Raw genomic sequence first — 23753 nt, 5'->3', positions numbered from 1 at the left:
GGCTCCAGCACGTGAGGTGAGGTCGTCTCGGGCCAGTCGGCCGGCCATCGGTTCGAGCAACCCGGCTTCACCCGCCACGGTCACGTTTCCTCCAGCTGCCACCACTCGATAGGGCGGCAACTTAGGCACCAAATAAGGCCTACTGGCGGGTACTCACACGATCGAGTGGTGTTACCCAGGGTGACTAAAGTACCTCGGGCTGATCAAGGCCCCCACACCTCGACCGCCCGGATGACGAAGTACGCGTCCGGCACGTAGGTGCCGTGCTTCGGGTACGTGGTGAACTCGGCCTCGGTCGAGCAGTTCTCCCGCTGGTAGACGCTCGCGTCCCTGCTCAGGCGGTTGGCGAAGGACCGGCCGACCACGTTCAGCGTGATGCACTCGCCGGGGTTCGCGGTCTCCAGGTCGAGGCGCTGGACCGTCCCCGTGTAGTCCGGCCCCGCCCACACGCAGAACTCGCCCTTGTCACAGGACTTGTCACTCTGCGCTACAGCGATCCCACTGGAGGCAACCGCGCCCGCAGTGACCGCCAGGGCGGCGATGAGGCTCTTCGTCGACATGGGCGCACCTCCGTCGGGAAAGAGTGTGCGGCCATTCGGCTCAGTCGGCCAGCCGATCTTGAAGCGCCATCGCGTCCCGCGGCGCGTACGCCTTCGCGTCGTTGTCGAAGTAGACGAACACGTCGCCGTGCTCCCGCCACTTCCTGATCTTCTCCGCCCACTCGTCGAGGCCCTCGTCGGTGTAGCCGCTGACGTAGAGCTCGTCGTGGCCGTGCAGCCGGACGTAGGTGAAGCCGGCGGTGACCTCCTCGATCAACGGGTACCTGCCGGCCGCGTCGGCGATCACGAGCGCGATGTCGTGGCGGCGCAGCAGGTCGAGGAACTCCGGCGTGGCGTAGCTGTCGTGGCGGATCTCCAGCGCGTACCGCATCGGCCGGTCGGCGTCGGTGGTGGTGTGCGCCGGGTCGACGCGGTGGTCGTGCCGCTGCGCGACCTCCGCTGCCTCGGCGGTGGTGCGGGGCAGGGCCGCGAAGAAGTGCGTCAGCAGCTCGGCGTCGTAGCGCAGCGTGGGCGGCAGCTGCCAGAGGACCGGGCCGAGCTTGGGCCCGAGCGCGAGGACTCCGGACGCCAGGTAGTTGGCGAGCAGGTCGTTGCCGTCCTTGAGCCGCTTCATGTGCGTGATGAACCGGCTGCCCTTGACGGCGAACACGAAGTCGTCCGGCGTCTCCGCGGCCCACCGCTGGTAGCTGGACGGGCGTTGCAGCGAGTAGAAGGAGCCGTTGACCTCCACCGAGCCGAGCCTCTCGCTCAGGTAGGCCAGCTCGCGCTTCTGCGTGACGCCCTTGGGGTAGAACTTGCCGCGCCAGGGCGGGTAGACCCATCCCGAAGTACCGATCCTCACCTCACCCATGCGGCTATCGTGACACGGTGGACGCCTACCTACAGCGCATCGGTGCCTCGCGGGACTCGTCGCTGGCGCAGCTGCAGGAGTCGCACCTGCGCAGCGTTCCGTTCGAGAACCTCTACACGCACATGGACATCCGGATCGTGCTGGAGATCCCGTGGCTGTACGACAAGGTCGTGGTGCAGCGGCGGGGCGGGTTCTGCTACGAGCTCAACGGGTTGTTCGCGGAGCTGTTGCGGCACCTGGGACATCACGTCGACCTGCTGGCCGTGCGGGTCTTCGGCGGTGAGGAGCTCGGGCCGCCGTTCGGCCACCTGACGCTGCTGGTGGACCACGAGTGGCTGTGCGACGTCGGCTTCGGCGCGTTCACGCTGCACCCGTTGCGGTGGGACTCGCGCGAGGAGCAGCAGGACCCGCACGGGCTCTACCGCCTGGTCGACCACGGTGACGACGTGGACGTGTACGAGGAGGACCGGCTGCGCTACCGGGTCGAACGCCGGCCGCGCGAGCTGGCCGAGTTCGTGCCGGCCTGCTGGTGGCAGCAGACCGCGCCGGAGTCGCACTTCCGGGTCGCGCCGCGGGCGACGGTCCTGACACCGCACGGGCGCAAGACGCAGACGGACCAGAAGCTCGTGGTGACCACCCGCGGCTGCCGGGTCGACTCGCCGGTGGACGACCCCGCAGCCGCGTTCCTGGAGAACTTCGGGCTTCACTTCCGGCAGAGCAGCGCGTCCGGCGTCCTGCGCCAGTCGTAGGCGACACCGGCGATGTGCTCGTCCTGGGCGCACTGCCCCTTGTAGTGCCCGTTCGCCCAGTCACCGCCCTGGTCCGGCCGGTTGTCACCGCGGTCGAACCACAGCACGCGCGTGCTCGTGCCCTGCGCCACGGGCGCGCAGACCAGCGTGAAGTTCGCGTACCCGACGGCGGCGCCGCCCTGCGGGCACTGGAGCTTCGTGTAGCCGGCGGCCCAGTCGTTCGTGACGTGCCGCTCGTCGGTGACGCGCGTGGTCGTGCTCCACTGTGGACCGCTCACGCACAGGCCGCGGTTGCCGGTGTGGCTGATGCCGACGAGCTTCTGGCTCTGCGGGCAGGACTCCTTGACGAGCTGGTTCCAGCGGGTCTCGCGCGGGACCTGCCCGCTGCGGCTCGGCGCGGTGACGAGCCGGTTCCACGCGGACGCGCGCCAGTCGTCACCGTCGTTGACGCCCATGCGGTTGCCGTTGGCGTCCCAGTGCAGCAACGCCCATCCGTTGCCGCGCCGGTTGTCGTGGAACCCGACCAGCGGCCAGTAGGCGAAGTCCGTGTCGGTGGCCACGAGGTGGTCCACGAACCGCTCGAACCAGTCGCGTGCCCTGGGGTTGGACTCCTCCCGGCCACCGACGCCGAACTCGCTGACCCACAACGGCGCGGTGAAGTGCTTCTGCGCCTCGGTGATGAAGAAGGCCTGCCGTTGCAGGACGTTGACGTGCTCCTGCGGTGAGAGGTCCTGGTACCGCGGGTCGGTCGTCTCGCCGATCCCGGTGGCACCGCTGTGGTTCGGTCCGGTGTAGCCGTAGAAGTGGGCGGAGTACACGAGCTTCTCGGGGTTCGCGAGCGTGTGGCTGAGGAACCGGGCGGGCTCCAGCGTCGGCCGTCCGTGCGCGAAGCCGTCGACCGGGATGCCGGTCCAGTTGATGCCCTCGACGATCACCAGCAGGTCCGGGGCGGTCTGCTGGATGCGGTCCGCGGCCTGCTGCGCGGCCTTGTGCCAGTCGTGGTCGTTGCCCCAGCCCCAGTTCGGGTCGTCCCAGACGTTGCGGCGCACCTCGTTGTACAGATCGGCGCCCACGACCCGTTTGTCGTCCTTGTAGCGGTTGGCCATGAACGCCCAGTCGGTGATCCACTGGTCCGTGCTCTGGCTGGTGTTCCACCGCTCGTTGCCGTCGACCCCGCAGCACCACCGCGACGTGGTGGTGTGGTTGTTGAGGATGACGGCGAGGTCGTTGCGCGTCAGCTCGGCGACCACGGCGTCGTAGACCTGCAGCGGCGTCTTGCCGTTGAGCTGCGCGTCCTTCAGACCGTTGACGGGACGGGTGTCCTTGATCATCTGGTTGGAGAACGGCAACCGGACGCTGTTGACGCCGATCTCCTTGAAACCGCTGACGATCGTGGCCATCGTCGCGCGGTCGAGGCCGAGCGGGACCTGGTCGGCCTTCTCGCCCGCGTGGTGGGTGGTGGGGTCGTTGATGTCACCGGAGCCGTTCCAGGTGCCGCTGGCCCCGTGCCAGTTGCCGGACCTGAGCTTGAAGCGGTCACCGTGGGCGTCGACGATCCACCGGCCCCTGGTGCTGAGGGGACCGGTCCAGGTCGCCTCGTCCGCTCGTGCCTGAACGGGCGCCACGAGACTCGCGGCCAGGAGCAGGGGAGCCAAGACGCGAATTGGTTTCATGTCTGAACAGGTTAGCGGTGAAGCAGGCCCTGCAGGGTCGCGGAATTCTCTTCGGGCCGTGCTGAGACGTCCACGCCGATCACGTCGATGGCCGCGATCCGGCGGCCCAGGTGCTTGACGTCGATCGTGCGCTTCGCGGTCGGGGCCGTCGACGGGTGCACGATGACCGCGCGCGGGTCGTGGGGCTGGTAGGCGTGGGCGTAGGTCAGCAGCTGGTGGACGTCCTCACGGGTGACGGCACGCCGGTCGTAGTCCTTCCACTTCGCGTCGACCGGCAGCCGTTCGGCCAGGGCGTCCGGGCGGTAAGGCCGCGCCCGGTCGCCGTACCGGTGCACCATGACCCCTTCGATCGTCGCCGGGCTGCCGACCATCCGGTGCACCACTCGTTCCCACACCTTCTCGATCACCAGCAGGTGCGACTCACCGACCAGCGTGCGCGGCAGGAACAGCTCCGAGACACCGCCGGCCCTGAGCACCACCTCGGCCCACGCGTGCGCGGCCCGGTACCGGAGGTTCAGCCGGTTGTGCCGCGACCTGGCGAGCGTCGAGCGGGCGACCTCGGCTGTGCAGAGCGGGAACTCGGTGGAGAGCTGCCTGGCCTGCTGGCGGAGCTTCGCGGTGGTGGCGGTCTTCGCGGCGTGCCGCAGAGCGGCGCCGCACACCTCGTTCTCCCAGATCTGCACGGTGCGGTCGAACGTGCGGACGTGCAGCCGGTCGAGCATCCCGAAGCGGTGGGTGGCTTGGCGGGTGAGGTCGAGCCTGCCCCGGACAGCCGCCTCGACGGTCTGTCGCGGCTGGTAGTCCTTGCGCAGTTGGTCGCGCAGCAACGTCCGGCACTCGTCGAGCAACGCTTCGACCGCCATGTCCGGGAAGTAGTCCCCGTCGGCGTCCCACCCGCGCCGTTGCGACGAGGCCGGGTGGTCCCGGTTCGCCGCATAATGCAGCCAGTGCAGCAACATCTCGCCGCTCACCGGAACCTTCGGCTCGATGACCAGGTCGGCGTTGTCCAGCTTGAGGAGGCCGACGACCTTGCGGACGGTCAGGGTCGTGCCCTTGGCGGTCGGGCGTGGCGTGAAGTACTTCCTCAGCTCCGGGCCGTCGAACTTGCGCAGATCCGCTTCGGTGAGCTCGAAGTCCAGCAGGGTCGTGTGCTGCTCACGGAACTTATTCATTCGTGTCCGCGTCCGCGCTGAACTCCTTCGCCAGCACCTCCAGCAGGTCACCGGGAGTGGTCTCCGGGCCGACCTTGGCCTTGCCGAGGACCGCTTCGAGGAGGACCTGGTCGTTGCTCGTGCAGTCCTCCAGCAACGGCAGCACGTCGTGGAAGTACACCGAGTGGACGTCGCGCTCGTTGTCGAGCGGTTTGTCGTCGCGCAGGAAGAACGCGTGCCCGATCTCGTGGTCGGGGCTGAGGTGTTCGGCGATCCGGCCGTTGAGCTCGGTCAGGAAGACCCCGAGCTCAAGAGGGCCCACCGCGCCCGCGATGACCTCGTAGTCGGTGCGCACGGGCTGGAACTCGAACCGCCTGCGGATCGCGGCGTCCAGGTGGGAGACGCTGCGGTCGGCGGTGTTCATGGTGGCGATGATGTAGACGTTCGCCGGAACGCTGAACGGTTCGTTCCCCGTCGAGAGTTGGAACTCCTTGCCGCGCTTGTCCTTCTCCAGGTAGGTGACCAGCTCGCCGAGCACCCGCGGCAGGTCCGCGCGGTTGATCTCGTCGATGACCAGGACGTGGTTCGGCTCGTTCCGCGCCCGCTCGCAGACCCGGTAGAACACGCCCTTGGCGAGTGTCAGCGACAGACCGCCACCCTCCGTCTCGGTCGGCCGGTAGCCGAGGATGAAGTCCTCGTAGCCGTAGGACGGGTGGAACGTCGTGTGCGTGACCCGGTCGCCGGCGAACTCCGCCGCCGCGGCGAAGGCCAGCCGGGTCTTGCCAGTACCCGGCGGGCCGAAGAGGACGACCTGGTTCTTGCGTTCCAGGCCGCGGATGACGTCCTCGACGTCCTTCGGCACCGGAACGGGTTGGGCGGCCGCGCCGGGGACGGCTTTCGCGCTGATGGTGTTCCACAGTGCCGGTCGCACCGGCGCGAACGTGCGGAGCCAGGCTCCGACCGGCACGTCGAGATCCTGTTCGTACGAGGGGTCCCAGTCGACCGAGACGGTGTGGCGGTAGTGCTCGATCCCCGGGTCGTAGCGGTAGCCGCGGTCGGTGACGGTGCCGACGGCGAGCACCTTCGACTTGCCCTGGTTCGCGATGACCTTCGCGCCCGCCGGGAGATCGCGGAAGTACTGGAACAGCCGGGTCGCGCTCGCGCGGTGGGACTGCGCGGACTTGTCGGGGTACTCCTCGGCGAGCGCGAGGGCGAGTTCTCCGCCGGTCGTGTACTGCCTGAGGTCACCGACCCGGTCCCAGCCGACGCGGATCACCTCGTCCCGCAGGCACTCGTCCCAGTACCGGCCGCCACGTCCAGGCGCGATCTTGATGATCGTCTTGGCGGAGACGGGTGCGAGGAAGTGCTCGTGCAGGTAGCGGACGACCTCGGCGTACTTCCAGCGCCGGAGCACCGGATGTGCGTCAACCGCCTCCCTCAGCTGGAGGTTGAGCTCCCACACCAGGCCGTTGGCGGTCGGGGTGCGACCGAGGAGCTGGATGAGTGCACGCAGGTCCGCCGACGAGTAGATCGGCAGGTAGGACTCCGGCGCGTAGGTGTGAAGCGCCTTGGTGACAAGTGACTGCCCGTGGCGCAGGAGCGGTGCCTCTGCGAAATCACCGTCGAGCAGCGCCTCCACGAGCTGGTCCCTCAACACCATCCACGACCTCTCCGGCGCGGAGAAGCCGCGAGAGCCTGCGGTGTACCACTCCTGGCTGCGTTCGCGTCGGAAGATGACGTACTTGGCGAAGCTCCCGCCCTTGATGTTGCCCAGGTGCGGGGTGCCGTCCTCCATCGCCGCGCAGAACGACGGTTCACCCGTGCCGATCGCGAAGCGTTCCAGTGGCAGCTGTGTCCACTCGTTCAGCGGGTGGTCGGCGAGCACCTGCTCACGTTCGCGCTCGGCCAGTTCCAGCTCGTCGTCCATCTCCGGCTTGGGATGGGTCTCCAGAGCTGTGGTCAGGTGGTCCAAGCCGGGCACGAATGCTCCTCACGACGGCGGGCCTTCGGGAAGAGCATCGAACATCAGGGCCGGAATGTCCTCAACGCCGCGCTTCGGATGTGCACCTGGCCATGAGAGCGAGTGCGTTGCTGGGCGCGGCGCCGTGCATCGTGTTGTCGAAGTACACGTAGGTGTCGCGGTCCCACTCCTCGACCTTGCGCGCCCACTCGTCGAGCTGGTCCTCGCTGTACGAGCTGATGTACAGCTCGTCGTGCCCGTGCAGCCGCACGTAGGCGAAGTCCGCGGTCACGGCCTCGATGCACGGGAACGTCGGCGCGTCCGACACCACGTGGGCGATGTTGTGCGCGTGCAGGAGGTCGAAGTAGGCGTCGGTGCGGAACGACTCGTGGCGCGGTTCGAGGGCGTGCCGGCCCGGTGGCAGCGCGGCGAGGAAGTCCTGGAGCAGGCCGCGGTCGAAGCGCAGGGACGGTGGCAGCTGCCAGATGATCGGGCCCTGCTTGTCGCCGAGGTCGAGGGTGTCGGTGAACGCCTTGAGCGCGTCCTCGGTGTGGCGCAGGCGTTTGTCGTGCGTGATCAGCTTCGGGCCCTTCACGGCGAACGTGAAGCCGGTCGGGGTCTCGGTGGCCCACTTGCGGTAGTAGGCGGGTGGCTGGAGGCGGTAGAAGGAGCTGTTGACCTCGATCGTGGCGACGTGGGAGGCCAGGTGGGTCAGCCACAGGCGTTGGGGGATGCCGCGGTAGAAGCCGTCGCGCCATTCGGGGTAGCGCCAACCCGACGTGCCGATTCTGATCACGGAGGCGGGGTAACCGCAGCGGGCTGTCGCTACTCCGTAGCGCTTTTTGGGCAGAAGTGCTACGTTGGTGCTATGTCGCCCACTGCTATCGGACAACGGCAGCTCCGCAACGACAACGCGGAGATCATGCGGCGGGTCGAGGCGGGGGAGAGCTTCGTCGTCACCCGCAACAACAAGCCAGTCGCCCAGCTGTCGCCGTACCGGGTCGACGTGAGGTGGCACGAGCAGCCGCGGGTGCGGCTCGGTGCCGTGCAGGACGCGTTCCGGCAGCTGCCGCCGGTGGACGCGGAGCGCTGGGAGGCAGACCGGCGTGCGGCCGACGAGGTCTTCGGTGAGGACGACCCGGCGGACGACCCGTGGCAGAGGTGAACCGGGCCCTGCTCGACACGGGTGTGGTGATCCGCCTTGAGCACGTCGACCTGGGGCCGTACGTGCAGGCGCAGCCGTTCCTGAGCGCCGTCACGATCGCGGAGCTGGCGTTCGGGCTCGACACCGACGACCCGGTGGAGCGGTTCGCGCGCACCGAGCGGTTCTACGCCGCGCAGCAGCAGTTCGAGGTGCTGCCGTTCGGCTTGGAGGAGGCCAAGCTCTACGGGCAGATGGCGTCGCTGGTGCGCAGGGCGGGGCGCTCACCCCGGCCGCGGCGCATGGACCTGCAGATCGCCGCGACCGCGGCCGCCGCGGGGATGCCGGTGCTGACCATGAACGTCAAGGACTTCGCGGACCTGGACCGCCTCGTCGAGGTCGTGCCGGTGCGCCAGGCCTGAACATCGCCAAAAGCCGTTTGAGACGCAACGTTCCCCTCTAGGCTGCCCGCATGTCGGTCACGAAGGGCTTCACCTGCACCTGCTGCGGTCAGGAACACGGCGGTCTGCCGTTCGCTCAACTGCTGGCCGCGCCGGCCTACTGGTCCGATGAGTTCGCGGGAAAACCCGGCAACGTCCTGGGCGACGAGATGTGCGTGATCGACAACGAGCACTTCTTCGTGCGCGGCCGCATCGTGCTGCCGGTGCGTGACGCCGACGAGAACTTCGAGTGGGGCGCCTGGGTGTCGTTGTCGAAGGACAACTTCGCGCGCATGGGCGAGGTGTTCGACGACCCCGGCCGTGTGCACGAGCCGCCGTACTTCGGCTGGTTGTCGGTGGCCCTGCCCGGTTACGAGCCGACGACGCTCAACCTCAAGACCAACCTGCACACGCAGGAGCGCGGCATCCGGCCGATCATCGAGCTGGAACCCACCGACCACCCGCTCGCGGTGGAGCAGCGCGAGGGCATCACCGTCGCGCGCGTCCAGGAGTTCGCGGAGTTCGCCCTGCACCGGTGACACCGGTGGTTTCGGTGGTGCTGGTGAGGAACGTCAGCACCTGCTCCAGGTGGTCGATCCCGATGCCGGTCCGTGCGGGGACCGGTACCAGCAGCGTGCCGGGTCGTGCCGCCGCCCATTCGGCGTCCCGCCGCTGGAACTCGTCGTCCAGCCACGCGATCTGCCGTTCACCGGCCCACGCCGTGATCGCCGGGACCTTGCCGTGCCGGCCGTCGTGGTGCTCCGACCCGCGGCCGCCGAAGTCGATCCACTCCAGCTCGGGCAGGCCCAGCCGGGGCCCGATGAACTCGTTCGCCTCGTGTTCCCACGTCGTCGCCCACACCAGGTCCGCGCCGGTCGCGGCGGCCAGTGAGAGCAGCCACGGCCCGTGCGACGGGTCGAGCCACACCCGCAGCGGGCGGCGGAAACCCGCGGGGCGCAGGCGGTGGGTGTGGTAGCCGGCGGGACGGCGGGTCGGTTTCGCCGCGTACGGGTTCAGCGGCCCGTCGACGTCGACCAGGATTGCGGGTCGCGGGAACATGACGTGATCGAAACATCCCGAACGCTAATGATCCCGCGAATCATCCCGATACGGGTCACATGACTCTCGCGGAGATCGTGACATCGGGGACGGCGGCCCACGTGCGGGCCGCGCTCGAACGGCAGCTCGACGGTGCGCTGGTGGAGGTTCCCGAGGAGGACGGCTCGCCGCGAAGGGCGTTCAGCGAGGCGTTGCGCAGGGCGTTGATGCTGCGGCAGAAGCACCCGTTCGACGTCGTCGCGCTCGGCCTGCCGGACCTGCTGCGGTACCGGGACCTGGTGGCGGGGTCCGAGGTGACGTTGCGGGCCACGAACATCGAGGCCTGCTTCATCCGGCCGGACGGCAGCGTGGAGCACTACCGGCCTGAGACGGAGTGAAGCCCGGCCCCCGCGGAAGGAGAGCCGGGCTTCACCGTGCAGCGACTAGGCGGGGACGGAGGCCACGCCCGGAGCCAGGAACCGCTTGCCGGTCACCTTCTCCGAGATGCCGGTGCGGTCCAGGTACGGCGTGATGCCGCCCAGCCAGAACGGCCACCCGGCGCCGAGGATCATGCACAGGTCGATGTCCTGCGCCTCCGCGACCACGCCCTCGTCGAGCATGATCCGGATCTCCTCGGCCAGCGCCTCCAGCGCGCGCGTCTTGACCTCTTCGCCCGTGAGCGGGGAGGAGCCGAACTCCCACAGCGCCAGGACCTCGGGGTCGACGGTCTGGTTGCCGGAGGAGTCCCACTGCCAGACGGCGCCCTTGCCCGCGGCGACGAACTTCTTCATGTTCTCCGACACCGAGAAGCGGTCGGGGAACGCGCCGTGCATCGTCTCCGACACGTGCAGCGCGACGGCGGAACCGACCAGCTGCAGCAGGATCATCGGCGACATCGGCAGGCCCAGCGGTTCGGTGGCCTTGTCGGCGACCTCGAACGACGTGCCCTCGTCGACCGACTTGATGACTTCGCCCATGAAGCGGGTCAGCAGGCGGTTCACGACGAACGCGGGCGCGTCCTTCACGAGCACCGAGGACTTCTTGAGCTGCTTGCCGACCGCGAACGCCGTGGCCAGCGTGGCGTCGTCGGTCTGCTCGGCGCGCACGATCTCCAGCAGCGGCATGACCGCGACCGGGTTGAAGAAGTGGAAGCCCACGACCCGCTCGGGGTGCTTGAGCTTCGACGCCATGTCCGTGATCGACAGCGACGACGTGTTCGTGGCCAGGATCGCCTCGGCGGAGACGTGCTCCTCGACCTCGGCGAACACCTGCTGCTTCACGGCGAGGTCCTCGAACACGGCCTCGATGACGAAGTCGGCGTCGGCGAACGCGGCCTTGTCGAGCGAGCCGGACACCAGCGCCTTGAGGCGGTTCGCCTCGTCCGGTGAGATCCGGCCCTTGCCCGCGAGCTTGTCGATCTCGGCGTGCACGTAGCCGACGCCCTTGTCCACGCGCGCCTGGTCGATGTCGGTCAGCACGACCGGCACGTGCAGGCGGCGGATGAACAGCAGCGCCATCTGCGAGGCCATCAGGCCCGCGCCGACGACACCGACCTTGGTGACCTTGCGCGCCAGCGACTTGTCCGGTGCGCCGGCCGGGCGCTTGGCCCGCTTCTGCACCAGGTTGAACGAGTACAGGCCCGCGCGCAGCTCGTCGCTCATGACGAGGTCCGCGAGGCCCTCGGTCTCGGCGGCGTAGCCCTTCTCCAGGTCGTTCTCGCGCGCCAGCTCCAGCAGCTCCAGCGCCTTCTCCGCACCGGGGGCCGCGCCCTTGGTCTTGCCGTGGACGATGGCCTTGGCCCGCGCGACGGCGGCGTCCCACGCCTCGCCGCGGTCGATCTCCTTGCGCGGCACCGTGATCTCACCGCGCACGACACCGGACAGCCACAGCAGCGACTGCTCCAGGTAGTCCGCGGAGTCGAACAGCACGTCCGCGATGCCCAGCTTCAGCGCGTCGGCCGGCCTGAGCATCTTGTTCTGGTTCAACGCGTTCTCGAAGATCACCGTCACGGCGTCGTTGGCGCCGATCAGGTTCGGCAGCAGCTGCGTGCCGCCCCAGCCGGGGAACAGGCCCAGGAACACCTCGGGCAGCGCGATCGCCGCCGCGTTCGACGCGAGCGTGCGGTAGTGGCACGACAGCGCGAGCTCGAGGCCACCGCCCATGACCGCGCCGTTGACGAAGGCGAAGGTCGGGATGTCCGAGTCGGTGAACTTCTTGAAGACGTTGTGGCCCAGCTTGCCGATCGCCACGCCCTGCGAGCGGTCCGACGCCTGCTCGACGGCGGACAGGTCCGCGCCGACGGCGAAGATGAACGGCTTGCCGGTCACCGCGATGGCGGCGGGGGAGGCCGCGTAGGCCTCGTCGAACGCCGCGCCCAGGGACACGAGCGACTGCGGGCCGAACGTCGACGGACGGGTGTGGTCCAGGCCGTTGTCGATCGTGATGAACGCGACCGGCTTGTCGAGGCCGGGCACGGTGATCAGACGCGTCTTGGCGTGGGTGACGACCTCGTCGGGGAAGATCGCCTTTGCTTCCTCAGCGGTGATGGTCACTTGCCACTCCAGTTCGGGTTCTCCCAGATGACCGTTCCACCCATGCCGATGCCGATGCACATGGTGGTGAGGCCGTAGCGGACGTCCGGTCGCTCGGCGAACTGACGCGACAGCTGCGTCATCAGGCGCACGCCGGACGAGGCCAGCGGGTGGCCGGTCGCGATGGCGCCGCCCCACTGGTTCACGCGCGGGTCGTCGTCGGCGATCTTGAAGTGGTCGAGGAACGCCAGCACCTGCACGGCGAACGCCTCGTTGATCTCGAACAGGCCGATGTCCTCGATGGACAGGCCCGCGCGGGACAGCGCGCGCTCGGTGGCGGGCACCGGGCCGACGCCCATGACCGACGGGTCGACGCCCTGGAACGCGTAGCCCACCAGGCGCATGCCGATCGGCAGGCCGAGCTCGCGGGCGGTCTCCTCCTCGGCCAGGATCGCGCCGGTCGCGCCGTCGTTCAGGCCGGCCGCGTTGCCCGCGGTGACCCGGCCGTGCGGGCGGAACGGCGTCTTGAGCTTGCCGAGGTCCTCGACCGTGGTGCCAGGACGCGGCGGCTCGTCGGCCGTCGCGAGGCCCCAGCCGTGCTCGGCGGACCGGGTCGCGACCGGCACCAGCTCGGGGCCGATCTTGCCCGCGGCCAGCGCGGCCGCGTACTTGGCCTGCGAGGCGGCGGCGTAGGCGTCCGCGCGGTCCTTGGTGATCTCCGGGAACCGGTCGTGCAGGTTCTCCGCGGTCTGGCCCATGACCAGCGCGCTCGGGTCGACGATCTTGTCCGACAGGAAGCGCGGGTTCGGGTCGACGCCCTCACCCATCGGGTGGCGGCCCATGTGCTCGACACCGCCGGCGATGACGACGTCGTAGGCGCCGAACGCGATGCCGCTGGCCGCCGTGGTGACGGCGGTCATCGCACCCGCGCACATGCGGTCGATCGCGTAGCCGGGCACCGACTTCGGCAGGCCCGCGAGCAGCGCCGCGGTCCGGCCGATCGTCAGGCCCTGGTCACCGGTCTGCGTGGTCGCGGCGATGGCGACCTCGTCGACGCGCTCCGGCGGCAGCTCGGGGTGCCTGCGCAGCAGCTCACGGATGACCTTGACGACGAGGTCGTCGGCACGGGTCTCGGCGAAAATCCCCTTGGGGCCGGCCTTGCCGAACGGCGTGCGGACGCCGTCGACGAAGACCACGTTCCGAACGCGTGCCGGCGCTGCTGGTGCGGCCACGGCGTCTCCTCCACTTGTGGTGACAACTCTGTCCACTCCGGCGGGGGTGCGCGACATCCCTACCGGTCGGTAACGCCAACTCTAGCCCTAGTTACTGGCCGGTAACCACCGTGGCGCCCCTGTTCGTTGTGTCACACACCTTGCGGACGACGAGGAAGAGCGGCAACCCGACCGGGGCCAGCAGGATCGTGATCACCAGAACGGGTGCCATGATCAGCGGGTTGACGTCCAGGCGGCGGCTTTCGAGGTACATCCAGCGTCCGACGAACAGGTCCCACGCGAGCATGTGCGCCCACACGACCGCCGTGCCGACGTCCGTGGCCAGGTACGCCGCCAGCGATCCGATCTCCGGCCGCGTGACCAGCGGCAAGACCTCGGGCAGCTCCGGGACGACCAGCACCACGTAGATCAGGACCGCGGGCAGCACGATCAGGTACGACTCGGCGATCCGCCGCGTCCACGACCACTTCGGCGCGAAGATCATGAGCGCCCAGAACGGCGCGGCCACCAGGAACGTCAGGTCGAACAGCGTGGCGGTCATGCGGGAACGAGCTCCTTCTTCGGTGCGCGCGCCCACACCACACCCAGTGCGGTCGCGACGACGATCCCGGCGAGCGCGAGCAGTGTCGTGCCGTCGGGCTGGGCCAGTGACTGACCGCGCAGCGCCTGCCACGTCACGAGCAGGAAGACCCCCAGGAACGACCCGCTCGCGACCCAGGCGAACCGGGCGTTGGCACGGCGCCCGAGCAGGGCGACGACCACCGGCAGCACCTGCAGCGCGTGCATGCCGACGAAGTGCCCGACGCGCAGGTCGCCGTGCTCGGTGCTCCAGCCGGTGAGCGCCATGTACGCACCGCCGTCGGGTGCGCCGACCGTGTGGGCGCCGAGCGTGTCACCGTCGAGCGCCTGGCCGGGCTTCGGCTGCGTCATCAGGAAGCCGACGCCGAGGCCCAGGAACGAGATGACCAGCCCGAGCCGGATCGACCACGCGAGCGCCCTGTTCTCGATCTCGGTGCGCCACAGCAGGACCGCGACGATCGCGTGCGTCACCCAGAGCACGACGATCGTCGAGCCCATGATCGAGAACAGGGCCGCATCGAGCGGCGTCTCGAAGTTGAAGTGGCTGCGCTTGCCGCGCACGACCTGACCGACGATCACGACCATCTCGGCGGCGCCGGCGACCGCGAGCACGGTGCCCGCCCACCAGCCGACGCGCTGGAACCTCTTCAGGTAGGTGAGCAGCCAGGCGAGCGTGAACGCGTAGACCGACAGCGACACGGCGAACTTGAGCGGCTTGAGCCAGATCGGCGAGTTCACGACCGTGCGGTCGTCGAGCAAGAGCCCGAGGAGCGCTACCGGGACCAGGACCACCATCGACCAGCCGAACAGGACTAACGGACGGTGCCACGTGCGAGTCATCTCTCTGCCCCCTGAATGGATAGCGGTACTGTCTGCTATCCGGAAGTTACACTATCCATATGCGTGTTGGCGAGCTTGCGAAGCGAAGTGGCGTCCCGGTGCCGACGATCAAGTACTACCTGCGTGAGGGACTGCTGCCGGCCGGCGTGCTGACCAGCCCGAACCAGGCGCACTACGACGAGGAGCACCTCCGCAGGCTCCGGCTGGTGCGGGCGCTGGTCGACGTCGGCGGCCTCTCCATCGCGGCCGTGCGGGAGGTGCTCGCCGCGGTCGACACCCGTGACGACTCACTGCACAACAAGCTCGGCGCCGTGCAGGAGGCCATCAGCCAGCCGGGTTCGGTCGAGCTGGACCCACTCGCGGTGCGGGACGTCCAGTCGTTCTTCGCACGGCACGGCGAGACGGAGTGCGCCGACGTCGCGGAGAGCAACGTGACCCGCATGCTCGCCGCCGCCCTGTCAGCGGCCCGGTCGGTCGGGCACGACCACTTCGAGGAGCTGCTCGACCCCTACCTGGAGGGGATGCGGCTCATCGCACGGGCCGACCTCGAGTACATCGCGCGGCGCGGCTCCTCCGACGCGGTCATCGAGGCGATGGTCGTGGGCACCCTCATCGGCGACGCCGTGATCAAGGCGGTGCGCCGGCTCGCGCACGTGCAGGTGTCCCGCGAGGTGATCGGCGACGGCTTCGACGGCTGAGCTCCGGTAGCTCGCGCAGCCGATATATCAGTTGCCCACGCAGCTACGCATCCAGCCCGGACGCCGCTGACCTGCACCCTTGCAATGAGTCTTTTGCGGACGTCGTCAAAAGACTCATTGCAAGGGTGTCAGCGTGACTGCAGAAGTAGCTGCCAGCGGACCTCGCCGTCGTGCAGCTCGCCGGTGGCGGTCAGCCCGGCCGACGCAGCCACCTTGGCCGACGCGTGGTGCTCGGGGTGGACGTGCGCGACGACGGTCCGCACCGGCTGCGTGCGCAGCCACTCGACGAGTCCGCGCGCTGCCTCGCTCGCGATGCCGCGGCCCTGCCACGGCGTGCCGACCACCCAGGCGATCTCGGCTGTCGCGTCGGCCGCGGCGACCGTCGCCTGGGCGGTGCCGGTGAGCTCGCCGGTCTCACGCAGCCGGATCACCCAGTTCAGCCACCGCACGTCCGGATCGGGCGATCCCGCGACCAGCCGCCGGTACCGCGCAGCGAGCTCGTCCGGTGCGTACGGGGTTCCGCCGATGAACGCGTGCAGCGCCGGGTCCGCCAGCACCTCGGCCATCTCCGCGGCGTGCTCGACGCGCAACGGCACCAGGTCCAGCCGACCCGTGCGAATCTCCGTGCCGACCTGCGAGCTGCCATCCTTCGTCACGCAGCTGATCATTCCCGACCACACCCCTTGCAACCGTTCTTTTGTGGTCGTCGTCCAAAGACTCATTGCAAAGATGCAGGTCAACGGCAGCTCAGGACTGATATATCGGGTGAGGTGCGTGCCTGACTGACTGCGGGCGGGGCCGAGCAAAGACCGGGGCGGGCTGGCCGCGGCAAGTACTTCGTGCGCGGCCGGCCCGTCCCGGCGACAGGATGGTCAGGACGCCGGCGGGGGTGCTGTCGCGGTGAGGGCCTTCGCCAGGGCGTCGAGGGTCAGCCCGACCTGCCACGACCGCGCCCCTCCCTCGCGCAGCACGGCGGCCACGGACTCGGGGGACAGGTCGGCGGGCGGCTGCCAGCAGGTGCGGCGCACCAGGTCGGGCAGCAGCAGGTTCTCCACCGGCAGGGTGTTGGCCTCGGCGATGGTCGCGAGTGCCGCGCGGGCGGCGGCGAGCCGGGCCGCGGCATCCGGGTCCTTGTCCGCCCAGCGGTTGGGCGGGGGAGGGCCGTCGTGCTGGCCGGCGGGTTCGGGGGAGCTCCGCCTTGGACAGCGCCGAGGCGCGTCGCAGGGCGTTCATCCAGGTGCCGGACATCCGGCGCTGGGCACGGCCGCGGAACACCGGGAGCGCGAGCAGTTCGGCTTCCGATGCGGGGTTGCGGGCGGCGGCTTCCATGAGGGCGGAGTCCGGGAGGACTCGGCCTGGAGCGATGTCGCGTTCGCGGGCCACGGCGTCGCGGGCTTCCCACAACGCGCGGACCAGCGCGAGCTGGCGCTGGTTGCGCACGCGGTGGATGCCCGACGTGCGCCGCCAGGGGTCGGTACGGGGGCGCGGCAACGGCGCCGTCCGTACCGCCTCGAACTCCTCGAGCGCCCAGGCGAGCTTGCCCTGGCGCTCCAGCTCGGCTTCGAGAACGTCGCGCAGCTGCACGAGCAGCTCCACGTCCAGAGCGGCGTACGTCAGCCAGTCGGCAGGAAGGGGGCGGCGCGACCAGTCGGCCGCGCCGTGCCCCTTCTCCAGCCGATAGCCGAGCAGCCGCTCGACCAGCGTGCCCAATGCCACGCGTTCGAACCCAGCCAGCCTGCCCGCCAGCTCGGTGTCGAACAGCACGCCAGGTCGGAGCCCGAGCTCGGCGAGGCACGGCAGGTCCTGGGACGCTGCGTGCAACACCCACTCGGTGCCCTCCAACGCCTCCACCAGGGGGTCGAGCCGTCCGCCGAGGGCGATCGGGTCGACCAACCAGGTGCCGGCGCCTTCCCGGCGCAGTTGCACCAGATAGGCACGCTGTGAGTAGCGGTAGCCCGAGGCTCGCTCGGTGTCCACCGCGACCGGGCCCTCCGCCCCGGCGAGCGCGTCAGCGGCTCGCCGGAGCGCAGAAGGATCGGCGACCACCGGCGGAACCCCATCAGCAGGCTCCGTCAGCGGTACCGGACCGGGTCCGGCTGGTGCGGTTGGCTCGTCGGCGGGTACATCCACAGCGGAAGACCCTACGACGATCGCACCACTCACAGGTGTTCTCGGCCGGTTCAGTGCTTCAAACCGGTGTCTAACGGATCACGCCGGCACGCATGGCCAGCGCGACCATCTGAGCGCGATCCCCGGTGCCCAGCTTCCGGCCGATCCGCGACAGGTGAGACTTCACCGTCAACGCGGACAGGCTCAGAGCCTCGCCGATCTCCTTGTTGCTCTGGCCATCGGCGACCAGCTGGAGCACCTCGACCTCACGTGCGGAGAGTTCCCGCGGCGTGTTGTCGGTGCCCGGCACCCGAGTACCCGCTGCGAGTACTGGTGCCACGCTCGGATCTGCGTAAACGCCGCCGTCGAGAACCCTGCGCACCCCGTCGGTGACCACCATCGGAGAGGCGGACTTCAGGAGGTACGCCTGGGCGCCCGCCTGGAAGGCCGACCTGACCGCGTAGGGGTCGTCGGAGGATGCGAGGACCACGATGCGGGGCCAGCCCTGGGCACGGAGCCTCCGTGACCAGGTCGATGCCGGTGCCATCCGGCAGGCCCAGATCGAGGATCGCGAGGTCGCACGGTCCGGTTGCAAGTGCCCGCGCCCGAGCCTCTGCCACCGATGCGGCCTCATGCACTGTCCCGGCTCCCATTTGGGTGAGCCGAGCTGATATCGCCTCCCTCAGCAGTGGGTGGTCGTCGACCACCAGCACTGAAAAAAGCTCTTCCCGCGGGTGCGGGACCATGTTCGCCGGCAACGAGCCGGCTGGCGTGGTACGAACGGCCTGACCTAAGCCGACGGCAGCCACGTCACTACCTCCCTGGAGTCGGTCGTGCCCCCCGACCGGCACCGGAGACTTTCGTCCAATCAGCCGCGCCACTGATCGACCGAAAGTGGTGTCGTCTGGGGCAGCGTAGCCGCCCATGCGGGTCTACGGGACGATCAATCGGGTATCTATCCCTATTGAGTTGTGACAGATGGCCTCATGTGTCACACGATTGGATGACAACTGGATAGGGGGTGTAACGCGGACCCCTTCCGGAACGACATCTAGGAGTTGGTTGTGCCGAGTTCTGCCGGTCGTGAACGAGCGCGGGCATTGCTGCAGCGTGTGCCCCTCGTCGACGGCCACAACGACCTCCCGTGGGCACTGCGCGAGTTCGGCGAGGGAACCGGCGAGGACGTCTTCACGACCGCCGCCAAGATCGATCTGACCGAACGTCATCCGGACCTGCACACGGACCTCGTGAAAATGCGCGAGGGCGGTCTGGGCATGCAGTTCTGGTCCGTTTGGATTCCCGGCAGGCTCGCCGGCGACGGAGCTGTGACCGCCGTGCTGGAGCAGGTCGAGCTCGTCTACGAGCTGGCGGAGCGGTATGCCGGCCACCTCGGGATCGCGACCACTGCGGCCGAGGCCGAAAAAGTTTTCTCCTCCGGGCGTGTCGCGTCACTCCTCGGGGCTGAGGGCGGACATTCCATCAACTCTTCACTCGGCGTCCTGCGCGCACTGCGCCGCCTGGGTGTCCGGTACATGACGCTCACCCACAACGACAACACGCCGTGGGCTGACAGCGCCACTGACCAGCCGGAACACGGCGGGCTGACCGAGTTCGGCCGTGCGGTCGTGCGCGAGATGAACCGCATCGGCATGCTCGTCGACCTCAGCCACGTCGCGCCCAGCACGATGCACGCGGCGCTCGACACGAGCGTCAAGCCCGTCATCTTCAGCCACTCGTCGTGCCGCCACGTCGCGGACCACCCGCGCAACATCCCGGACGACGTCCTCGTGAAGCTCAGGGACAACGGCGGTGTGGCCATGATCACATTCGTTCCGGACTTCGTGTCGCCCCGTGTCGCTGAATGGGACGCAGCCCTTCGTGACGCGATGACGGCCGCCGGCGCGAGCCATGCCGACATGGGCGAGCGCAAGACGTTCAGCGAGGAGTGGGTCCGGGAGCACCCGAAGCCGGGCGCGACGCTCGACGACGTCGTCACGCACCTGGAGCACGCCCGCGAGGTCGTCGGCATCGACCACCTCGGCCTCGGCGGCGACTACGACGGCGTGACGGCGCTCCCGCAGGGGCTCGAGGACGTCTCGACGTACCCGAACCTGCTCGGCGCGCTGCTCGACAAGGGCTGGTCCGAGGACGACTGCACGAAGCTCGCCGGCGCGAACGTGCTGCGCGTGTTGCACGACGCCGACAACTGATCGTTGCAACGGGCGAGCTCGCCGCGCCTGCATGCAGCTAGCTCACCTGCTGTTTTGCAACTGGTCTTTTGACGACGACCGCAAAAGACCAGTTGCAAGGGGTGCTGCGGGCGCGCTGATATATCGGTGGGAACGTCGGGTGGTGTACCGGGTGGGTCAGGAGCGCTGACCGAACATGGTCACGCCGACCGGGGGCAGGCCCACGGCCGTGGCCATCAGCTCGTAGAACGCGGTGCCGTGCTCGGCGAGCTCGCCGTCGAGGGCGGTCCACGAGGCGCGCAGCTCCAGGTCGTCCGTGCGGGCCGGGCCGGCGATGTCGCCGAAGCGGGCCGAGGACGTCTGCGTCACGGTGCCGCCCAGCGCGGTGAACCGGGCACCCGACTGCTCCAGCGCCTCCGTCAGCCACGACCACCCGACCTCGGGCAGCAGCGGGTCCGACGCCAGTTCGTGGTCGAGCTCCACGCGCACGTAGGCGACGACGCGGAGCACGCCACCCCACGCCTCGTCGCCGTCCGGGTCGTGCAGCAGCACGAGCCTGCCCGTCGACAGCTCGTCGGACGGGCCGGTGACCTCCGCTGTCAACGCGTACGCCCAGGGCGCGAGCCGCTGCGGCGGTCGAACCTCGGTGAGTTCGATCTCGGGCCTGTGGCGAACCGACTTGAGCGTCCCCACCGCCCGGCGGAAGATTTCCGGCTCGGTCACGCAACTGACTGTATGCCTCGCAAACCGACCGAGTGACGGCGGCACGCCGAGACGTGGGACCATGGAAGAAAGAGAGAGATGGCTTGACTGTGTCTGATTTTGCGCAACCCCTTCTCGTGGCCGCGCGGGGCGGCACCCCGTCGCACACCCCTGTCTGGTTCATGCGGCAGGCGGGACGGTCGCTGCCCGAGTACCGGGCGCTCCGCCAGGGCACCGCGATGCTCGACGCCTGCATGGACCCGGAGATGGTCTGCGAGATCACCATGCAGCCGATCCGGCGGCACGGCGTGGACGGCGCGATCCTGTTCTCCGACATCGTGGTGCCGCTCAAGGCCGCCGGTGTCGACCTCGACATCGTCGCCGGCACCGGGCCCGTCGTCGCGAACCCGGTGCGGACGCTCGACGACGTGAACGCGCTCCCGCAGCTGCACGCCGAGCAGGTCCAGCCGGTCGCCGACGCGATCGGGCTGCTGCTGAAGGAACTGCCCGCCGAGGTCGCCCTGATCGGGTTCGCCGGCGCGCCGTTCACGCTCGCCTCCTACCTCGTCGAGGGCGGGCCGAGCAAGAACCACGAGCGCACCAAGGCGCTCATGCACGGCAACCCCGAGCTGTGGCACGCGCTGCTCGCGAAGATCGCCGACATCACCGCGGCGTTCCTGCACGCGCAGCTCGACGCGGGCGTGCAGGCCGTCCAGCTGTTCGACTCGTGGGCGGGCGCGCTGTCCGAGCGCGACTACCGCGAGTTCGTGCTGCCGCACTCGAAGCGGGTGCTGGAGACGATCAGCACCGTGCCGCGGATCCACTTCGGCGTCGGCACCGGCGAGCTGCTGCCCGCGATGCGCGAGGCCGGCGCGGACGTCGTCGGCGTCGACTGGCGCCTGCCCCTCGACGTCGCGGTCGAGCGGCTCGAGCGGGCCCACCCCGAGCTGCCCAAGCCGGTGGTGCAGGGCAACCTGGACCCGGCGCTGTTCTTCGCGGGCTTCGCGGCCGTCGAACGCGAGGTGCGCCGCATCCACGCCGAGGGCAAGGCCGCCGCAGGCCACATCTTCAACCTCGGCCACGGCGTCCTGCCCGACACCGATCCGGAGATCATCACCCGGACCGTCGAACTGATCCACAGCTTGTAATGAACGCAAGAGCACCCAGGGTCGCCGTCGTCGGAGGTGGCATCTCCGGTCTCGCCGCCGCGCACCGGCTGCGGATGCTGCTCGGGCCCGACGCGCGGATCACCGTCATCGAGCAGTCCGACCGGCTCGGCGGCAAGCTGCGCACCGTCGAGCTCGCCGGGGTGCGGTTCGACGTGGGCGCGGAGGCCTTCCTGCACCGCAAGCCCGAGGCGCAGGAGCTGATCGACGAGGTCGGCCTCACCGGCCGGGTGGTGCACCCCACCGGCGCCAAGGCCACCGTGCACGCGGCCGGGCGCACGCACCGGCTGCCTGCGCACACGTTCATGGGCGTCCCGGCGAGCGTCGAGACCGTGCGGCACCTGCTGTCGTCCGAGGGCGCGCTGCGGGTCGAGATGGAACCGACGCTGCCGCCGGTCGACCTGCGCGGCGGTGACGTCGCGGTCGGCGCGCTGATGAAGGACCGGTTCGGCCCCGAGATCGCCGACCGGCTCGTCGGACCGCTGCTCGGCGGCGTCTACGCGGGCCGCGCGGACGAGCTCGGCCTGCGCGCCACGATGCCGCAGATCGCCACCCTGCTCGACAAGGGCGTCGGCTCACTGCTCGCCGCCGCCGCGATGATCATGCCCGCGCCGCCGCAGCCCCGTGCCGCGCGGCCGCCGGTGTTCGCGAGCCTCGACGGCGGTGTCTCCTCCCTCGTCGACCGGCTCGCCGAGGTCGCCAGGCCCGAGGTGCGCCTGGGCCTGCCGGTGCGCGTGCTGTCGTGGCTGGGCGACGGCTGGCGGCTGGAGATCGGCTCGGCCGCGACCCCGCAGTACCTGGAGTGCGACGGCGTCGTGCTCGCCGTGCCCGCGCCGGCGTCGCGCAAGCTGCTCGCCGAGATCGCGCCGCAGGTGTCCGCCGCGTACGGCAAGGTCGAGGTCGCCTCCATGGCCGTGGTGGCGCTCGCACTGCCGCCGGGCACCGAGCTGCCGGACCGCTCCGGTGTGCTGATCGCGGAGGGGGAGCGGTACTCCGACCGCATCACCCCGTTCACCGCCAAGGCGTTCACGTTCTCCAGCCGCAAGTGGGGCCACCTCGGTGAGCCGGTGCTCCTGCGCGGCTCGGTCGGCCGCCACGGCGAGACGGCGCTGCTGCAGCGCAGCGACGCCGACCTGGTGAAGGCCGTGCGCAACGACCTGTACGAGCTCACCGGCGTCAACGCCACCCCGGTCGACTCGGTGGTGCAGCGCTGGGGCGGTGGGCTGCCGCAGTACGGCGTCGGTCACGTCGACCTGGTGGAGGCGATCGAGAAGGGCATCGGCGACGTGCCAGGCCTGGCCGTGGCGGGCGCCACCCTGCACGGCGTGGGCGTGCCCGCGTGCATCGCCACCGCAGACTCGGCCGCCGCCCGTGTCGCAGCCCACCTGCTGGGCCGCGTCCGGCGTTGAGCGGCGCGTGCCAAGATGGACGTATGGCGCGCCTGAACTACAACGAGCTCAACGACACCATCCGCTACACGATGTGGTCGGTGTTCCGGGTCGAACCCGGCAAGCTGCCCGAGGACCGCAGTGCCGCCGCGAGCGAGACCCAGAACTACCTGGACGCGTTGGAGGGCAAGGGCGTCATCGTCCGCGGCGTCTACGACGTGGCCGGTCTGCGCGCCGACGCGGACTTCATGATCTGGTGGCACGCCGAGGAGATCGAGCAGGTGCAGCAGGCCTACACGGGCTTCCGCCGCACGCCGCTCGGCAAGGTCTCCACGCCGGTGTGGTCGCAGGTCGCCCTGCACCGCCCCGCGGAGTTCAACCGCAGCCACATCCCCGCGTTCCTCGCGGGTGAGGAGGCGCGCAAGTACATCTGCGTGTACCCGTTCGTGCGGTCCTACGAGTGGTACCTGCTGCCGGAGGAGGACCGCCGCAAGATGCTGGCGGACCACGGCAAGGAGGCCCGCGACTTCCCGGACGTGCGCGCGAACACCGTCGCGTCGTTCGCGCTGGGCGACTACGAGTGGCTGCTCGCGTTCGAGGCCGACGAGCTGCACCGCATCGTCGACCTGATGCGCCACCTGCGCGGCACCGAGGCGCGGCTGCACGTGCGCGAGGAGATCCCGTTCTACACGGGCACCCGCGTCCCGGCGGCCGAGCTGGTGCTCAACCTCCCGTAGCCCTGACGACGACAAGGCCG

At 69.6% G+C, this 23753-nt stretch carries 23 protein-coding genes and 2 pseudogenes; 10 read left to right on the top strand and 15 right to left on the bottom strand.

What is annotated here, in order from left to right; all coding sequences use genetic code 11:
* Window positions 1-203: 203 nt before the first annotated feature.
* Together ACVDFE_RS36545 and ACVDFE_RS36540 are read right to left on the bottom strand one after the other, a co-directional pair.
* Entirely contained in the window at window positions 204-560 is a 357-nt protein-coding gene (locus ACVDFE_RS36545) for a peptidase inhibitor family I36 protein (RefSeq protein WP_360399207.1), read from the bottom strand.
* A gap of 40 nt (window positions 561-600) precedes the next feature.
* Complete coding sequence (locus ACVDFE_RS36540) at window positions 601-1410, bottom strand: DUF72 domain-containing protein (RefSeq protein ID WP_360399204.1); 810 nt, start codon at window positions 1408-1410, stop codon at window positions 601-603.
* A 17-nt stretch (window positions 1411-1427) separates the two neighbouring features.
* Here ACVDFE_RS36540 and ACVDFE_RS36535 point away from each other — a divergent pair, with 17 nt between their 5' ends.
* On the top strand, window positions 1428-2159 hold the full coding sequence (locus tag ACVDFE_RS36535; RefSeq protein WP_458433658.1) for an arylamine N-acetyltransferase family protein: 732 nt from the start codon (window positions 1428-1430) through the stop codon (window positions 2157-2159).
* Here ACVDFE_RS36535 and ACVDFE_RS36530 read toward each other — a convergent pair.
* The 4 genes from ACVDFE_RS36530 to ACVDFE_RS36515 form a co-directional block, all read right to left on the bottom strand.
* Window positions 2114-3832 (bottom strand): glycoside hydrolase family 5 protein, encoded by a 1719-nt coding sequence (locus ACVDFE_RS36530; protein ID WP_458433657.1) that lies wholly within the window; start codon window positions 3830-3832, stop codon window positions 2114-2116. The two genes, ACVDFE_RS36535 and ACVDFE_RS36530, sit on opposite strands and share 46 nt — an antisense overlap.
* 11 nt (window positions 3833-3843) lie before the next feature.
* Window positions 3844-5004, bottom strand: a complete 1161-nt coding sequence (locus tag ACVDFE_RS36525) for an McrC family protein (protein WP_458433656.1) — start codon at window positions 5002-5004, stop codon at window positions 3844-3846.
* On the bottom strand, window positions 4997-6964 hold the full coding sequence (locus tag ACVDFE_RS36520) for an McrB family protein (protein ID WP_458433655.1): 1968 nt from the start codon (window positions 6962-6964) through the stop codon (window positions 4997-4999). The genes ACVDFE_RS36525 and ACVDFE_RS36520 overlap by 8 nt, the downstream gene beginning before the upstream one ends.
* Window positions 6965-7025: 61 nt before the next feature.
* Window positions 7026-7739 (bottom strand): DUF72 domain-containing protein, encoded by a 714-nt coding sequence (locus tag ACVDFE_RS36515; RefSeq protein ID WP_458433654.1) that lies wholly within the window; start codon window positions 7737-7739, stop codon window positions 7026-7028.
* A 72-nt stretch (window positions 7740-7811) separates the two neighbouring features.
* Between ACVDFE_RS36515 and ACVDFE_RS36510 the strand changes: the two genes are divergently transcribed.
* From ACVDFE_RS36510 to ACVDFE_RS36500, 3 genes are read left to right on the top strand one after another with little or no spacing between them, the layout of a single operon-like run.
* On the top strand, window positions 7812-8108 hold the full coding sequence (locus tag ACVDFE_RS36510; protein WP_458433653.1) for a type II toxin-antitoxin system Phd/YefM family antitoxin: 297 nt from the start codon (window positions 7812-7814) through the stop codon (window positions 8106-8108).
* Window positions 8096-8506: a PIN domain-containing protein gene (locus tag ACVDFE_RS36505; protein ID WP_458433652.1), complete on the top strand. Its 411-nt coding sequence runs from the start codon at window positions 8096-8098 to the stop codon at window positions 8504-8506. Before ACVDFE_RS36510 ends, ACVDFE_RS36505 begins: the two co-directional genes overlap by 13 nt.
* Window positions 8507-8556: 50 nt before the next feature.
* Window positions 8557-9063, top strand: a complete 507-nt coding sequence (locus ACVDFE_RS36500; protein ID WP_360399180.1) for a DUF2199 domain-containing protein — start codon at window positions 8557-8559, stop codon at window positions 9061-9063.
* On the opposite strand, the gene ACVDFE_RS36495 is transcribed toward ACVDFE_RS36500, so the two are convergent.
* Window positions 9014-9583 (bottom strand): HAD domain-containing protein, encoded by a 570-nt coding sequence (locus ACVDFE_RS36495; protein WP_458433651.1) that lies wholly within the window; start codon window positions 9581-9583, stop codon window positions 9014-9016. The genes ACVDFE_RS36500 and ACVDFE_RS36495 overlap by 50 nt on opposite strands.
* Before the next feature lie 59 nt (window positions 9584-9642).
* On the opposite strand from ACVDFE_RS36495, the gene ACVDFE_RS36490 reads away from it, so the two are divergent.
* Window positions 9643-9960 (top strand): hypothetical protein, encoded by a 318-nt coding sequence (locus ACVDFE_RS36490; RefSeq protein WP_458433650.1) that lies wholly within the window; start codon window positions 9643-9645, stop codon window positions 9958-9960.
* Between the two features lie 45 nt (window positions 9961-10005).
* On the opposite strand, the gene ACVDFE_RS36485 is transcribed toward ACVDFE_RS36490, so the two are convergent.
* From ACVDFE_RS36485 to ACVDFE_RS36470, 4 genes are read right to left on the bottom strand one after another with little or no spacing between them, the layout of a single operon-like run.
* Window positions 10006-12114: a 3-hydroxyacyl-CoA dehydrogenase NAD-binding domain-containing protein gene (locus ACVDFE_RS36485; RefSeq protein WP_458433649.1), complete on the bottom strand. Its 2109-nt coding sequence runs from the start codon at window positions 12112-12114 to the stop codon at window positions 10006-10008.
* Window positions 12111-13382 (bottom strand): thiolase family protein, encoded by a 1272-nt coding sequence (locus ACVDFE_RS36480; protein WP_458433648.1) that lies wholly within the window; start codon window positions 13380-13382, stop codon window positions 12111-12113. Before ACVDFE_RS36480 ends, ACVDFE_RS36485 begins: the two co-directional genes overlap by 4 nt.
* Window positions 13383-13416: 34 nt before the next feature.
* Window positions 13417-13866 carry an ABA4-like family protein gene (locus ACVDFE_RS36475; RefSeq protein ID WP_360399165.1) on the bottom strand — a complete coding sequence of 150 codons (450 nt, stop codon included), beginning with the start codon at window positions 13864-13866 and terminating at the stop codon, window positions 13417-13419.
* The gene (locus ACVDFE_RS36470; RefSeq protein WP_458433647.1) at window positions 13863-14744 is read right to left on the bottom strand and encodes a hypothetical protein; all 882 of its coding nucleotides are present in this window, start codon (window positions 14742-14744) and stop codon (window positions 13863-13865) included. The genes ACVDFE_RS36475 and ACVDFE_RS36470 overlap by 4 nt, the downstream gene beginning before the upstream one ends.
* A gap of 59 nt (window positions 14745-14803) precedes the next feature.
* Here ACVDFE_RS36470 and ACVDFE_RS36465 point away from each other — a divergent pair, with 59 nt between their 5' ends.
* Window positions 14804-15442 carry a MerR family transcriptional regulator gene (locus ACVDFE_RS36465; protein ID WP_458433646.1) on the top strand — a complete coding sequence of 213 codons (639 nt, stop codon included), beginning with the start codon at window positions 14804-14806 and terminating at the stop codon, window positions 15440-15442.
* 128 nt (window positions 15443-15570) lie between these two features.
* On the opposite strand, the gene ACVDFE_RS36460 is transcribed toward ACVDFE_RS36465, so the two are convergent.
* The 3 genes and pseudogenes from ACVDFE_RS36460 to ACVDFE_RS36450 form a co-directional block, all read right to left on the bottom strand.
* Entirely contained in the window at window positions 15571-16098 is a 528-nt protein-coding gene (locus ACVDFE_RS36460; protein WP_458433645.1) for a GNAT family N-acetyltransferase, read from the bottom strand.
* 216 nt (window positions 16099-16314) lie between these two features.
* Window positions 16315-17572, bottom strand: a pseudogene (locus ACVDFE_RS36455) (HRDC domain-containing protein).
* Window positions 17573-17642: 70 nt separating this feature from the next.
* Window positions 17643-18360, bottom strand: a pseudogene (locus ACVDFE_RS36450) (response regulator).
* 294 nt (window positions 18361-18654) lie between these two features.
* Between ACVDFE_RS36450 and ACVDFE_RS36445 the strand changes: the two are divergent.
* Window positions 18655-19761, top strand: a complete 1107-nt coding sequence (locus tag ACVDFE_RS36445; RefSeq protein ID WP_458434458.1) for a dipeptidase — start codon at window positions 18655-18657, stop codon at window positions 19759-19761.
* 156 nt (window positions 19762-19917) lie between these two features.
* Here the strand turns inward: ACVDFE_RS36445 and ACVDFE_RS36440 are convergent, their stop codons facing one another.
* Window positions 19918-20463 carry a DUF3000 domain-containing protein gene (locus ACVDFE_RS36440; RefSeq protein ID WP_229813237.1) on the bottom strand — a complete coding sequence of 182 codons (546 nt, stop codon included), beginning with the start codon at window positions 20461-20463 and terminating at the stop codon, window positions 19918-19920.
* An 83-nt stretch (window positions 20464-20546) separates the two neighbouring features.
* Here ACVDFE_RS36440 and hemE point away from each other — a divergent pair, with 83 nt between their 5' ends.
* From hemE to hemQ, 3 genes are read left to right on the top strand one after another with little or no spacing between them, the layout of a single operon-like run.
* On the top strand, window positions 20547-21590 hold the full coding sequence (gene hemE, locus ACVDFE_RS36435) for a uroporphyrinogen decarboxylase (RefSeq protein WP_458433644.1): 1044 nt from the start codon (window positions 20547-20549) through the stop codon (window positions 21588-21590).
* Window positions 21590-23017, top strand: a complete 1428-nt coding sequence (hemG, locus tag ACVDFE_RS36430) for a protoporphyrinogen oxidase (RefSeq protein WP_360399144.1) — start codon at window positions 21590-21592, stop codon at window positions 23015-23017. The genes hemE and hemG overlap by 1 nt, the downstream gene beginning before the upstream one ends.
* A 23-nt stretch (window positions 23018-23040) precedes the next feature.
* The gene (gene hemQ, locus ACVDFE_RS36425) at window positions 23041-23733 is read left to right on the top strand and encodes a hydrogen peroxide-dependent heme synthase (protein ID WP_458433643.1); all 693 of its coding nucleotides are present in this window, start codon (window positions 23041-23043) and stop codon (window positions 23731-23733) included.
* The last annotated feature ends 20 nt before the right edge of the window (window positions 23734-23753 follow it).

It is taken from the genome of Lentzea chajnantorensis, from assembly GCF_054300775.1.
The sequence above is the reverse complement of the archived record's forward strand: the minus strand, read 5'-3'. Positions and strand labels throughout refer to the sequence as shown.

Coding starts and splice junctions, on each gene's coding strand:
- ACVDFE_RS36545 (WP_360399207.1), bottom strand. CDS start 560: ATGTCGACGAAGAGCCTCATCGCCGCCCTGGCGGTCACTGCGGGCGCG.
- ACVDFE_RS36540 (WP_360399204.1), bottom strand. CDS start 1,410: ATGGGTGAGGTGAGGATCGGTACTTCGGGATGGGTCTACCCGCCCTGG.
- ACVDFE_RS36530 (WP_458433657.1), bottom strand. CDS start 3,832: ATGAAACCAATTCGCGTCTTGGCTCCCCTGCTCCTGGCCGCGAGTCTC.
- ACVDFE_RS36525 (WP_458433656.1), bottom strand. CDS start 5,004: ATGAATAAGTTCCGTGAGCAGCACACGACCCTGCTGGACTTCGAGCTC.
- ACVDFE_RS36510 (WP_458433653.1), top strand. CDS start 7,812: ATGTCGCCCACTGCTATCGGACAACGGCAGCTCCGCAACGACAACGCG.
- ACVDFE_RS36500 (WP_360399180.1), top strand. CDS start 8,557: ATGTCGGTCACGAAGGGCTTCACCTGCACCTGCTGCGGTCAGGAACAC.
- ACVDFE_RS36495 (WP_458433651.1), bottom strand. CDS start 9,583: ATGTTCCCGCGACCCGCAATCCTGGTCGACGTCGACGGGCCGCTGAAC.
- ACVDFE_RS36490 (WP_458433650.1), top strand. CDS start 9,643: ATGACTCTCGCGGAGATCGTGACATCGGGGACGGCGGCCCACGTGCGG.
- ACVDFE_RS36480 (WP_458433648.1), bottom strand. CDS start 13,382: ATGTCGCGCACCCCCGCCGGAGTGGACAGAGTTGTCACCACAAGTGGA.
- ACVDFE_RS36475 (WP_360399165.1), bottom strand. CDS start 13,866: ATGACCGCCACGCTGTTCGACCTGACGTTCCTGGTGGCCGCGCCGTTC.
- ACVDFE_RS36470 (WP_458433647.1), bottom strand. CDS start 14,744: ATGACTCGCACGTGGCACCGTCCGTTAGTCCTGTTCGGCTGGTCGATG.
- ACVDFE_RS36465 (WP_458433646.1), top strand. CDS start 14,804: ATGCGTGTTGGCGAGCTTGCGAAGCGAAGTGGCGTCCCGGTGCCGACG.
- hemG (WP_360399144.1), top strand. CDS start 21,590: ATGAACGCAAGAGCACCCAGGGTCGCCGTCGTCGGAGGTGGCATCTCC.
- hemQ (WP_458433643.1), top strand. CDS start 23,041: ATGGCGCGCCTGAACTACAACGAGCTCAACGACACCATCCGCTACACG.